At 74.0% G+C, this 12,575-nt stretch carries 5 protein-coding genes and 2 pseudogenes; 5 read left to right on the top strand and 2 right to left on the bottom strand.

All coding sequences use genetic code 11. The annotated features are described in order from the left end of the window. Window positions 1-497: 497 nt before the first annotated feature. From ppk2 to L6E17_RS28230, 4 genes and pseudogenes are all read left to right on the top strand, one after another. Window positions 498-1,274: pseudogene (ppk2, locus tag L6E17_RS28245) on the top strand (polyphosphate kinase 2); the annotation flags it as partial. 572 nt (window positions 1,275-1,846) lie between these two features. Further along, window positions 1,847-2,793, top strand: a pseudogene (locus L6E17_RS28240) (ROK family protein); the annotation flags it as partial. 531 nt (window positions 2,794-3,324) lie between these two features. Then, window positions 3,325-4,572, top strand: a complete 1,248-nt coding sequence (gene manA, locus L6E17_RS28235) for a mannose-6-phosphate isomerase, class I (RefSeq protein ID WP_236243488.1) — start codon at window positions 3,325-3,327, stop codon at window positions 4,570-4,572. Window positions 4,573-4,905: 333 nt separating this feature from the next. Beyond that, window positions 4,906-6,531: a cellulase family glycosylhydrolase gene (locus tag L6E17_RS28230; RefSeq protein ID WP_236243487.1), complete on the top strand. Its 1,626-nt coding sequence runs from the start codon at window positions 4,906-4,908 to the stop codon at window positions 6,529-6,531. Window positions 6,532-6,935: 404 nt separating this feature from the next. On the opposite strand, the gene L6E17_RS28225 is transcribed toward L6E17_RS28230, so the two are convergent. Both L6E17_RS28225 and L6E17_RS28220 read right to left on the bottom strand, forming a co-directional pair. Further along, complete coding sequence (locus L6E17_RS28225) at window positions 6,936-7,976, bottom strand: LacI family DNA-binding transcriptional regulator (RefSeq protein ID WP_236243486.1); 1,041 nt, start codon at window positions 7,974-7,976, stop codon at window positions 6,936-6,938. Next, complete coding sequence (locus tag L6E17_RS28220) at window positions 7,973-10,369, bottom strand: glycoside hydrolase family 2 protein (protein WP_236243485.1); 2,397 nt, start codon at window positions 10,367-10,369, stop codon at window positions 7,973-7,975. Before L6E17_RS28220 ends, L6E17_RS28225 begins: the two co-directional genes overlap by 4 nt. Before the next feature lie 277 nt (window positions 10,370-10,646). Between L6E17_RS28220 and L6E17_RS28215 the strand changes: the two genes are divergently transcribed. Then, a complete protein-coding gene (locus L6E17_RS28215) occupies window positions 10,647-11,969 on the top strand; it encodes an ABC transporter substrate-binding protein (protein WP_236243484.1) in 1,323 nt (440 codons plus the stop codon). Window positions 11,970-12,575 lie beyond the last annotated feature (606 nt).

The raw sequence follows: 12,575 nt of genomic DNA, 5'->3' as shown, positions 1-12,575 counted from the left end.
CCGTACGCCCCCGGAGCCGGAGCCGGAGCCGGAGCCGGAGCCGGAGCCGGAGCCGCCTCCGCCGGCCTCCCGGGGCGACCGGAGGACGCCCGGCCGCCCTGCCGTGAGCGCGCAGGCGGCATACCGTGGCCGGGGGAGACGCGCGGTCCCGCCCGACGTCCCGCCGGCCGGCGCACCACGGGGCGGCGACCGCGAGCCGTCGGAACGGAGGCGACATGGCAGGTGGCAAGAAGGCGAAGGCGAAGGCCAAGGCGCAGGACGCGCGGCCCGCACTTCAGGAGGAGACGGCGGGCACGGAGCGGAACCGGAGGGGAGCGACGCGAAAGACGGGGGAGGCGGGACAGAAGAGCGAGACGGGGCAGTCGGGGGAGCGGGCCGCGACGCCAGGAAAGACGGGGCAGTCGGGGGAGCGGGCCGCGAAGCCAGAAAAGACGGGGCAGTCGCGGAATCGGGCTGCGAAGCCGGGGAAGGGCGCAGGGCCCGGGAGCACCGCGAAGGTGCCGCGGGCGGTGTACGAGGCGGAACTGCTGCGCCTCCAGACGGAGCTGGTGAAGCTCCAGGAGTGGGTGCGGGCCGAGGGCGCACGCCTGGTCGTCGTCTTCGAGGGCCGCGACGCGGCGGGCAAAGGCAGCACCATCAAGCGCGTCACCGAATACCTCAACCCCCGGGTCGCCCGGATCGCGGCGCTCCCGAAGCCCACCGAACGCGAACGCACCCAGTGGTACTTCCAGCGCTATGCGGAGCACCTGCCGGCCGCCGGTGAGATCGTGCTCTTCGACCGGTCCTGGTACAACCGCGCCGGTGTCGAGCACGTGATGGGCTTCTGCACCCAGGAGGAGCACCGGCTTTTCCTCCGGCAGTGCCCGATCTTCGAGAGGATGCTCGTGGAGGACGGGATCCTGCTGCGCAAGTACTGGTTCTCCGTCAGCGACGGCGAGCAGCAGGAGCGGTTCCGGCGCCGTTTGGAGGACCCGCTGCGCCGCTGGAAGCTGTCGCCGATGGACCTGGAGTCGATCACCCGTTGGGAGGCGTACTCCCGCGCCAAGGACGCCATGCTGGTCCACACCGACATCGCGGAGGCCCCCTGGTTCGTCGTGGAGAGCGACGACAAGCGCCGGGCCCGGTTGAACATGATCGCCCACCTGCTGGCGTCGGTGCCCTACCGGGAGGTGGTGCCGCCGGTTCTGGAACTCCCGCAGCGCCCGCCGTCGACCGGTTACGCACGCCCGCCGCGCGACCTCCAGAGGTACGTACCGGACCACGCGGCGACCCTGCCGGTTCGCCCGCCCGCCGGCGCCGGGGCCCCTACGCGCGACGGACGCCTGTCTGCCGACGGGAATGCCGCGGCCGATGGCGACGGCGGTGACGCACCGCCGCCCGCGCCCGGGAGGTGACGGCCGTGGCCGCCCGGGGCTCGAACCCGGTTCGCCCCGGCCTGGTGGCGACGTACTGCCCACCGTGCCACCGGGCTTGGCAGGGGGCCTACTGAACCGCTGTGTTGGCGGGCCCGGCAGGAGGACCTACTGCCCGCTGTGTCGCAGGGCTTGGCAGGGGGACCCACTGCCCGCCGAGCCGCCGGGCCTGGTGAGCGACGAACGGCCCGGTGCTCGCGCCGGCGGGGTCCGCAGTCGAGCCCGCAGAACACCATGCCCCTCTGGCCGACCGTCCGGACCGCCGATGCGGTGCGCCGCGCAACGGAACCGCTCCGGCGGTCAGGAAGGCCGAAGCGGCGGGTCCTTTACTGAACCATGACTGAACTTGAGCGGTTAAGTGGACAACGTTGTCATCAGCCGGGCAGAGTGGCCCCCGACTTCGCGGAACGTCGCTGAGGAAAGGCTGGACGCACATGGTGTACGGAGCGCTCGACATCGGGGGCACGAAGATCGCCGGGGCACTCGTCGGCGCCGACGGCGCACTGGTGGCCAGGGCCCGGCGCCCGACCCCGGCTCAGGGCTCCGCAGAGGAGCTGATGGCCGCCGTCTCCTCGGTCCTGGACGAGCTGTCCCGCCACCCGCGGTGGGCGCACCTCGCGAGCCTCGGCATCGGCAGTGCGGGCCCCGTCGACACGGTGGCGGGCACGGTCAGCCCGGTGAACATCCCCGCCTGGCGCGGCTTCCCCCTCGCCGAGCGGGTCGCCGCGCACCCGCGGACCCCCGTGGGGCTGCGGCCCGTGCTGGTGGGGGACGCCGTCGCCATGACCGCGGCCGAGCACTGGAAGGGGGCGGCACGGGGCGTGGACAACGCGCTGTGCATGGTCGTCTCCACCGGCGTCGGCGGCGGTCTCGTGCTGGGAGGGGCGGTGCATGCCGGGCCGTCGGGGAATGCCGGGCACATCGGGCACATCAGCGTGGAGCAGAACGGCCCGTTCTGCCCGTGCGGCGCCCGCGGCTGCGTGGAGCGGTTCGCCAGCGGCACGGCCATCGCCGCCCATGCCCTGGAGGCGGGGTGGACGCCGCCACCCGGGGTCGCCCCGACGGCCGCGGCGGTGGCCGTCGCGGCCCGCGGCGGCGATCCCGATGCGCGCGCCGCCTTCGACCGCGCGGGACGCGCCCTGGCGGCCGCCGTCGCGGCGACGGCGGCTCTCGTCGAGCTGGACCTCGTCGTCGTCGGCGGCGGTGTCGCCCAGGCGGGGAGACGCTCTTCGGCCCGCTCCGCCGCCACCTGGCCGACTACGCGGTCCTGGACTTCACCCGCGGCGTGCCGGTCGTGCGCGCCGCCCTGGACCTCGACGCCGGGCTGATCGGCGCCGCGGCGGCCGGGTCGGGAGCGGTCGCCGTCCGGTCCGGCACCGGCCCGGCCGGGTCCGGCCTTCCCCGTACCGGTGCGGGAGGTTCCGGCGCGCATGGTGCCGGCCAGGCGGGACCGGCCGCCGGCCCTGCGGGACCGGGGGCGCCCGACCCCCTGCCGACCCCCGGCACCTGACCGCCGTACGCGGCACACCCTGCCGCGGCGGCCGACCCGCCGTACGCGACCACGCCCGTACGCGACCACGGGCAAGCGGCCGCGACCCCGCGCCGGGCTGTCGTACGCGGCCGCGGTCGCAAGTGACCGCGAACCAGCCGTAAGCGACCCGCCCGCGAGCGACTCCGCCGCAAGCGCCCCCGCCCGCCCTCGATTCCGTCCGCGTGCGGCCCCGGATCGTACGCGACTCCGCCCGCAGGCGACCGCCACTTCGCCCGCTTGCGACCGCCACCCGCCCGCACGCCACCGCCACCCGCCCGCATGCCACCGCCACCCCGCCCGTACGCCATCGCCCCCCTGCACGCGACCACTTACCGCAAGCGTCCCGCCCCGCCCGCAAGCGATCATCCCGAGGAAGTGCCCGTGGACCTTCTCCGCAACACCGTCCAGCCCTACGCATGGGGCTCCCTGACCGCCCTCCCGCAGCTCATGGGGACGGCTCCGACCGGGGCCCCGCAGGCCGAGCTGTGGATGGGCGCCCACCCCGCGGCTCCGTCGCTCGTGGTGCGCCCGCACGGGCCGGAGCCGCTGGACCGCGTCATCGCCCGCGACCCCGTCCGGCAGCTCGGCGCCCCCGTGCTGCGCCGGTTCGGTTCCCGGCTGCCGTTCCTGCTCAAGCTGCTGGCCGCCGACGCGCCCCTGTCGGTCCAGGTCCACCCGGACCCCGCCCAGGCGGAGGCCGGCTACCGGCGTGAGAACGCGCTCGGCGTCCCCGTCGACGCACCGCACCGCACGTACCGCGACCCCCACCACAAGCCCGAGATGATCGTCGCGCTCACCCGCTTCCGCGGGCTGTGCGGCTTCCGCCCGCCGCGCGACGGTGCCGACCTGCTGGACGCCCTGGCCGTGCCGGCGCTGCGCGCCCACGCCGACATCCTGCGCGCCGGCCCCGAGGAGGCGGCCCTCGCGGAGGTCTTCACGGCGTTCCTCGACCCGCCGGCCGGCCTCCTCTCCGCGGTGGCCGACGCGGTCGCGGCCGCCGCCGGCCGTTCCGGCCCGTACGGCGAGGACGTCCGCGCCTACGCGGAGATCGCGCGGGCGCACCCGGGGGACGCCGGTCTGCTGCCCGCGCTGATGCTGCGCCACGTCGTGCTGCGACCGGGGGAGGCCCTGTATCTGGGGGCCGGGGTGCCGCACGCGTACCTGTCGGGTCTCGGCGTGGAGATCATGGCGAGCTCCGACAACGTGCTGCGCTGCGGCCTGACCTCCAAGCACGTCGACGCGGCGGAGCTGGCGGCCGTGGTGGCCTTCGAAGCGACGCCGCCCCGCATCCTCGTGCCCCGGGAGGGCGCTGCGGGCGAGCAGGTCTACCCGGCGCCCGTGGACGACTTCCGGCTGTCGCGCCTCCGGCTGCGTGCCGGGGAGCCGCCGCTGCTCCTCGCCGGCGGCGCCCCGCAGATCCTGCTGTGCACGGAGGGCGGGATACGGGCCGAGGGGCCGGGCAGCGCGGTGGCCCTCCGGCCCGGCGGATCGGTGTACGCCCCCGCCGCCGAGGACGTGCGGATCACCGGGGAGGGAACCGTCTTCCGGGCGACGGTCGGCCTGCCGCCCGCGCCGGCGGCTGTGCAGCGGACGCCGTCCGCCGGTGCGGAGAACGCCACCGACCACTGAACTTAACCGGTTATGTTCCGACCCTTGTTTTTCGCTCCGGAGGCCCTCTAGCCTCGTCTCGACGCCGAGCGGTTCCCGAAACCGCCACCCCAGGGCCGCGGGGATTCCCCACCTCGGTCCGGCGCACCCTTCCCGCCGCCCGGTGAGAGCCGCAGACACGCACCGGGCGGCGGGACTCCACCGGCTCCGCCCGCACACGGCAGCAGCGACCGCCCGTACGCAGCCGCGGCGACCGTCCGCGCGGACCCGGCAGCACCGCACCCTCCATGTCAGGCAAGCCCGCACGCCCGGTCCCGGACCGCGGCCTGCGCGCGACCGAGTTGGGAGCACCACATGAACAGGAAACTGGCCACCGCGACCGGAGCGCTGCTCGCCCTCGCCGCCGCGACGCTCACCGCACCGGCGACCGCACAGGCGGCCGACGCGACCGCCACGGGCTTCCGTGTGGCCGACGGCCGGCTCCTCGACGCCAACGGACAGGACTTCGTCCTCCGCGGCGTCAACCACGCCCACACCTGGTACCCGGCCACGACACCCCGGGCCCTCGCCGACCTCAAGCAGCTCGGCGCCAACTCCGCGCGGATCGTGCTCAGCACCGGCGACCGCTGGACCAAGAACGGCGCAGCCGACGTCGCCGCCGTCGTCGACCAGTGCAAGGCGAACAGGCTGGTCTGCGTCCTCGAAGCGCACGACACCACCGGATACGGCGAGCAGAGCGGCGCCGTCTCCCTCGCCGACGCCGTCGACTACTGGCTGGAGGTCGCGAACGCGGTCAAGGGCCAGGAGAAGTACGTCGTCATCAACCTCGGCAACGAACCCCACGGCAACACCGGCTACAGCGCCTGGACGCAGGACACCAAGGACGCCATCGGGCGTCTGCGCGCCGCCGGCTTCGACCACACCCTCATGGTCGACGCCCCGAACTGGGGCCAGGACTGGTCGCACACCATGCGGGACAACGCTCCGGAGGTGTTCGCCGCCGATCCCGAGCGCAACACCGTCTTCTCCATCCACATGTACGGCGTCTACGACACGGCAGCCGAGGTCCAGTCCTACCTGAACAGCTTCACCAGTCGAAAACTTCCCCTCGTCGTAGGGGAGTTCGGTCACGACCACTCGGACGGCAACCCCGACGAGGACGCCATCCTGGCCACCGCCCGGCAGTTGGGCGTCGGCTACCTCGGCTGGTCGTGGAGCGGCAACGGCGGCGGTGTCGAGTACCTCGACCTCGCCACCGGCTTCGACGCGAGCCGCCTCACCGCCTGGGGGCAGCGCCTCTTCCACGGCGCCGACGGCATCCGCGAGACCTCCCGCGAGGCCAGCGTCTACGGCGGCACCGGCGGCGACACCCAGGCACCCACCGCCCCCGGCGCACCCACCGCCTCGGACGTCACCGCCACCGGCGCCCGGCTGACCTGGCCCGCGGCCACCGACGACACGGGGGTGACCGGCTACGACGTCGTACGGGTCGACGGCGCGACCGAGACGCCCGTCACCGCCACCGCGGGCACGGCCGCCACGCTCACCGGGCTCACCCCCGCCACGGCGTACACCTTCGCCGTCTACGCCCGGGACGCCGCGGGCAACCGCTCCGCCCGCTCCGCCACCGTGGCCGTGACCACCTCCGAAGGGCAGTCCGCCGGCCACTGCGCCGTCCATTACCGCCTGGAGGACTGGGGCAGCGGCTTCAACGCCCACGTCACCATCCGCAACACCGGCACCGCGCCCGTGACCGGCTGGCGGCTCGACTTCGCGTTCCCCGGAGGTCAGACCCTCACCTCCGCCTGGAACGCCGAGCTCGTCCAGGAGGGGAACCGGATCCGCGCCACCCACGAGTCGTGGACCGAGACCATCCCGGCGGGCGGCACGGTGAGCTTCGGGCTCAGCGCCTCCTCCACCGGAGGCAACGGCGTCCCCGACGCCTTCACGCTCAACGGCGCCCCCTGCGCCAAGGAATGAACCCCGCGGCGCCCCTGCCCCTGCTGCTGGCGGGGGCGTCACGGCGGCCCGCGGGCCGCACCGCCCCGGCACCTCCCGGACCCCACTCCGCACCACCCGCACCACTCGCACCAGCCGCGATGCCGCGCCCCGCGCCAGGTACGCCACCGCGCCTTGAGCGACACCGCGCCGGCCGCGACACCTCTCCGGCCGCGTCCGCCCAGCCCGGGGCGGGCGCGGCCGCCCGCCCGCCACCGGACCGCCCGCGGCGGGGCGCCCGTGGCGCCGAAGGCGGGTCGGCCCGTCGGCGTACCGGCCCGTAGGCCCGGGCGGGCGGAAAAGACCCGTCCGCCCGGCCGGAGGGCCGACCGCCCCGCACTGCGCAGCAGAAGGCCGTACCCCCGAGCGGAAGGTACGGCCTCTCGTCACACCCGCGCTCCGCGCCGCGGCGGACCCGTGGACCCCCGAGGCGTGAGGCACGGCGTGGACACCCGCTGGGCCCCGTCGTACGTGCCCTCGATCACCCCGAACAGGGCGCGTGCGACCGCCTTGCCGAAGCGGTGCACGTCATGGCTCATGGCGGACAGCGGAGGATGGGTGAGCCGGCACAGCTGCGAGTCGTCCCAGGCCAGCAGGGACACGTCGTCCGGCACCACGAGGCCCATCTCCGACGCCACGGCCGCCCCTGCGACGGCCATGATGTCGTTGTCGTACACGAGCGCCGTCGGACGGTCCGGTGCCAGCAGCAGACCCCGGGTCGCCCGCGCCCCGTCCTCCCCGGAGAACCCCGTCGACACCTGGCGCCGGCCGTCCAGGCCCAGTTCCGCCATGGCCGCCTCGAACGCCGCCGCCCGGATCGCGCTGTGCCCCAGACCCGCCGGCCCGCCCACGCGGGCGACCCGGCGGTGCCCCAGCGCCGCCAGGTAGCGCACCGCCTCCGCCGTCGCCGACGCGTCGTCCGTCCACACCGAGGGGAAGCCGCCCGTCAGCGACGGGTGGCCGACGGCCACGGCGGGCAGGCCCAGCGCGCGCAGGGACGGAATCCGGGGATCCTCCCGCTGGAAGTCCACCAGGATGGCCCCGCCGATCGTCCGGCTGCGCCACCACTCCTCGTACAGGGCGGTCTCCTCGTCGAGGTCGCGCACCAGCCGGAGCAGCAGCGAGCAGGCACGCCCGGTGAGGACGTCCTCGATGCCCGAGATGAACTCCATGTAGAACGGTTCGAGCCCCAGCAGCCGGGCCGGGCGGCAGATCGCCAGGCCCACGATGCCGACGCGCCGCCGGGAAAGGCTCCGCGCCGTCTGGTGCGGCGTCCACCCGAGCTCGCGGGCGGCGTCGAAGATGCGCTCCCGGGTCGCCCGCGACACGCCGGGACGGTCGTTGAACGCCATGGAGACGGCGCCCTTGGACACCCCGGCGCGGGCGGCGACGTCGTTGATGGTGACGCGCGGCGCGGGAGCCTTCACGCCGCTCCCGCGCTGAACAGCGCGCCGCGGACGGCGGCGGGGTCGGCACCGGACCAGCCCGTCACGGTGATCCGGGCCTCCTCGCCGGGCAGCAGGGTGGTCAGCCCGCGGTCGGCCACTGCGCCCGGCGCCAGCCGGTCGGCCTGGAGCAGCAGGTCCCGCAGGAGGCTGCGGGCCGTGACGACCACCTCCACCGCGTCCTCGCCGCCGGCCTCGGTCCGCACGTCGAAGTCCGCCGGCGGGTAGGCGAAGTCCTTGTCCGGGACGGGGAAGTGGACAGCGCGCAGCCCGTCGGCGTCGGCGACGAGGAACTCCTTGCACGAGCCCTGCTCCGGGAGCAGTACGGCCGGTACCACCAGCCGCACGACCGTGCGCGCGTCGGCCTCCAGTGTGAGGCCCGCCTCGCGCAGTACCGTGCCGTCGGCGTCCAGGCGGCGGAGGACCACCGTGGTGCGCCACGGGGTGCCTGACTGGTTGTCGAGGGCGAGCACCGGGCCGCCGTCCGCGGGTACGAGGGACAGCACGCGGTCCGCGTACACCCGGCGCAGCTCGTGGTAGAGCGGCTTGAACCGGCCGTCGCCGTCGATCGCCGCCCACGAGCTCACCGGCCAGCAGTCGTTGAGCTGCCACACCACCGTGCCGGCGCACACCGGCCAGTTCGCCCGCCAGTGCTCGATGCCCGCGGCGACGGCGCGCGCCTGGACGACCTGCGCGAGGTAGTGCCACCGGTCGAAGTCGCCCTCGGGCAGGGCGAAGTGCCGCGCGATGCCCCGGTTCAGCTTGCCGTTGCCGTCCTCGGCCTTCTGGTGGTGCAGCATGCCGGGCGAGTCCGGGGCGAGCTCCTCCCCGGGCAGTGCGCGGCGCAGGGTCGCCAGGGCCGGCGGGGCCTGCCAGCCGAACTCGGCGCAGAAACGCGGCACGCTCGCGCGGTAGTCGGCGTAGTCGCGCCGGTTCCACACCTCCCAGGAGTGGTGGGTGCCGTGGCGCGGGTCGTTGGGGTGGTGCTCCCAGGAACCGGACCAGGGGCTGCCCGCCGTGTACGGCCGCGTCGGGTCCAGCTCGGCGACGACCCGCGGCAGGAGGCCCAGGTAGTAGCCCTCTCCCCAGGAGTCGCCGGCGAGGGGGCCCTCCCAGTCCCAGTCGCGGAAGCCCCAGAGGTTCTCGTTGTTGCCGTTCCACAGCACCAGGCTGGGGTGCGGCATCAAGCGGACAACGTTGTCACGGGCCTCGGCCTCGATCTCGCCGCGCAGCGGCTGCTCCTCGGGGTAGGCGGCGCACGCGAAGAGGAAGTCCTGCCAGACCATGAGTCCGAGCTCGTCGCACGCGTCGTAGAAGGCATCGTCCTCGTAGATGCCGCCGCCCCACACCCGGACCAGGTCGACGTTGGCCTCGGCGGCCTGGGCCAGGCGGGTCCGGTAGCGCTCGGGCGTGACGCGGGAGGGCAGCACGTCGTCCGGGATCCAGTTGACCCCCCGGGCGAAGATCCGCACGCCGTTGACGACGAAGGCGAAGGCGGTCCCGTGCTCGTCGGCGGAGCGGTCGAGCGCGACCGTGCGGAAGCCGACGCGGCGCGTCCAGGTGTCCAGCGCCGACCCGCCCTCGTCCAGGAGTTCCACGTCGAGGGAGTAGAGCGGCTGGCCGCCGTGGCCGCGGGGCCACCACAGCTCCGGCTCCTCGACGTCCAGCACCAGCACGGCCTCGTCCGTCGCGAACACCGCCTCGGCGGCGGCCCCGGCGACGGCGGCGCGCACGGTCAGCGGCCGCCCGGCGCCGCTCGCGGTGCGCTCGGTGCGGATCCGCAGCTCGACCCGGCCCGCGGCGCCGTCCACGGTGACGAGCGGCCGGACCTCGGCGAGCCGGGCGGTCGACCACTGCTCCAGCCGCACGGGCCGCCACATGCCGGCGGTCACGACGGTGGGGCCCCAGTCCCATCCGAAACTGCAGGCCATCTTGCGGATGTACTGGAAGGGCTCCGGGTAGACGTTCGGGCGCTCGCCGGTCAGGGCGCGGACGCGGTCGGCCTCCTCGTACGCCGACGCGAAGCGGACCTCCAGTCGGCCCGTGCGGCCGGTGACGTCGAACCGGTGGACGCGGTGCATGTTGCGCGTGGCGCCGAGCCTCTCCCCGGCCAGGACGACCTCGGCGGCGGTGTCCAGGCCCTCGAAGACCAGGTCGGCGCGCTCGTGGCCGCCGGCGTGGCCCAGGTCCGTGACGTAGGTCCATGCCTTCCGGCCCACCCAGGCGGTCCCGGTCTCGTTGAGCCCGAGGAACGGGTCCGGTAGGGCGCCGGCGGCGAGCAGGTCGGTGTGGACGCAGCCGGGGACGCGGGCGGGCAGCATTGCGTCCTCGTGCCGGAGACTCCAGCCGTCGTGCAGCCGGGTGACGTCCTTCATGTGTGCGGCTCCTATCGCCTGGCAGTGGGCGGGTGCGTGTGCGGATCGACAAACTAGCCGTGCAGTGACGGGACTGTCCATGAACCGGTCAAGTAATGTTTATGTGACGGAAAGTGACTCTTCCGTCGCCTGTCGTTGTTTCATCTAGGGGGCCGACGGGTGATGGGTAACGATTGCGCATCGCGCTGGAAACCTTGACTTTACCGGTTCATCGTCGACTGACATAGTGCCGACATCCCACCGAAGACCTGAGCCGTAACCCTGAAGGAGTTGGGCCATGGGGAAGAAGTCGACGGCGCTCACGGGCGCAGTAGTGGCCGCAGCGATGATGTCCGCGGCGGCCTGCAGCGGGGGAGGGGGAGGGGTCACCGGCGAGGTGGCGGCGGCGCCCTCGGACCCCCGGAAGGTCTCGGGCGAGATCAAGGTGCTGACCCAGCGCACGGACCTCGTCCAGAGCGGCGCCATGAAGCGGTACGCCGCCGCGTTCAACAAGGTCTACCCCGAGGTCAAGGTGGCGTTCGAGGGCATCACCGACTACGAGGGGGAGGTGAAGATCCGGATGAACACGAAGGAGTACGGGGACGTGCTCCTGATCCCCGGCGCGGTCGCCAAGAACGACTACCCCAAGTTCTTCGCGCCCCTCGGGACGTCCGCCGAGCTGTCGAAGTACCGTTTCAGCGACAAGACCGAGGTCGGCGGCAAGGTCTACGGGATCGCCCAGTTCGGGACCGTCAACGGGTTTGTCTACAACAAGGCGCTGTGGAAGCGGGCCGGGATCGCCGACTGGGCCACGACTCCGCAGGAGTTCCTCTCCGACCTCAAGGCCGTGAAGGACGCGACGGGCGCCATTCCGTACTACACGAACTTCAAGGACGGCTGGCCGCTGGTCCAGTGGACCGCGAACGTCGGCTCGGTGTCCTGCGACACGCAGGCGAGCAACGGCCTGGCCGGACCCGTCTCCCCCTGGGCCGACGGGGGCGAGCTGCGCACCATCGACACGCTCCTCCACGACGTGGTGAAGCAGGGCCTGGCGGAGAAGGACCCGGCCACCACCAACTGGGAGGCGTCCAAGGGCATGCTCGCCAAGGGCGAGATCGGTGCCATGATGCTCGGCTCGTGGTCGATCACGCAGATGCAGCAGGCGGCGAAGGACGCGGGCGGATCCGCCTCGGACATCGGTTTCATGCCGTTCCCCGCGCAGAAGGACGGCGCGTTCTGCGCCACCGTGGTGTCCGACTACCAGCAGGCGGTGAACATCCACTCCGGCAACAAGCCGGCGGCCCGCGCCTGGATCGACTGGTTCACGGAGAAGTCCGGCTACGCGGCCTCGGAGGGCGCCGTCTCGGCGGTCAAGACGGCCCCTCTGCCGGACGCGCTCAAGCACTTCGTTGACAACGATGTCAAGCTGGTGGAGCGCTCCGAGGCCGGGACCGGCGTGGTCAACGACATCGACGAGGCGGCGGAGATCGGCCTGAACAAGCCCGACTACCGGCAGAAGCTCGTCGACACGGCCCGGGGTGTGCAGAAGGGCAGCCTGGAGGACTTCTTCGCCGACCTGAACAAGAGGTGGGACGAGGCGGCGAGGAGCGCCGGCTCCTGACGACCGGCGGAGCGGGCCCGGACCGTACGACACCGGCCGGGGCCCCCGACCCGCAACCGCGACGGCGATCTCCGGCAGCCGGCGGAGGGAGCAAGACCGCCGCCTGGCGTCCCGGTGACCCGGATCCCGCTCAGCCGGCCGTGAGGGCGTGCGACGAACCGGGACGGGGTCGGACGGCCGTGCTGGGATTGGCTGCCTGCCCCGGGACGGGATGGGGCGGCCGTGCCGCGGTCGGGGTTCGCCCGGGACGGGATCGGGTGGCCGCGATGCCGTCGAGGGTCCGCCCGGGGACGGGGGCGGGTGGCCGCGATGCCGTCGAGGGTCTGCCCGGGACAGGGGCGGGTGGCCGCGATGGCGTCAGGGGTCTGCCCGGGACGGGATCGGGTGGTCGTGCCGGCGCCCGGCTACCCGCCCGGGGCGGCGTGGCCAGCCGGCCGTGTCGGCGCCCGGTGATCCGTGACGGCATCAGGCGGCGGTGCTGCGGTCGGCTGCCTGCCCCGTGACGGGGTCGGGCGGCCGAGACGGCGCCGGCAAGCTCGACAGCGCCGACCGGCCGCGATCACGTTTCGCAGCGGCGATCACGTCCCGCAGTCGCGACGGCGTCAC

The organism is Streptomyces sp. CC228A (assembly GCF_021390935.1).
Lineage (GTDB): Bacteria > Actinomycetota > Actinomycetes > Streptomycetales > Streptomycetaceae > Streptomyces.
This window is presented reverse-complemented; position numbering and strand designations above follow the sequence as displayed.

Bases quoted from the DNA above. Each gene is read 5' to 3' on its own strand.
- L6E17_RS28230 (WP_236243487.1), top strand. From the start codon at position 4,906: ATGAACAGGAAACTGGCCACCGCGACCGGAGCGCTGCTCGCCCTCGCC.
- L6E17_RS28220 (WP_236243485.1), bottom strand. From the start codon at position 10,369: ATGAAGGACGTCACCCGGCTGCACGACGGCTGGAGTCTCCGGCACGAG.
- L6E17_RS28215 (WP_236243484.1), top strand. From the start codon at position 10,647: ATGGGGAAGAAGTCGACGGCGCTCACGGGCGCAGTAGTGGCCGCAGCG.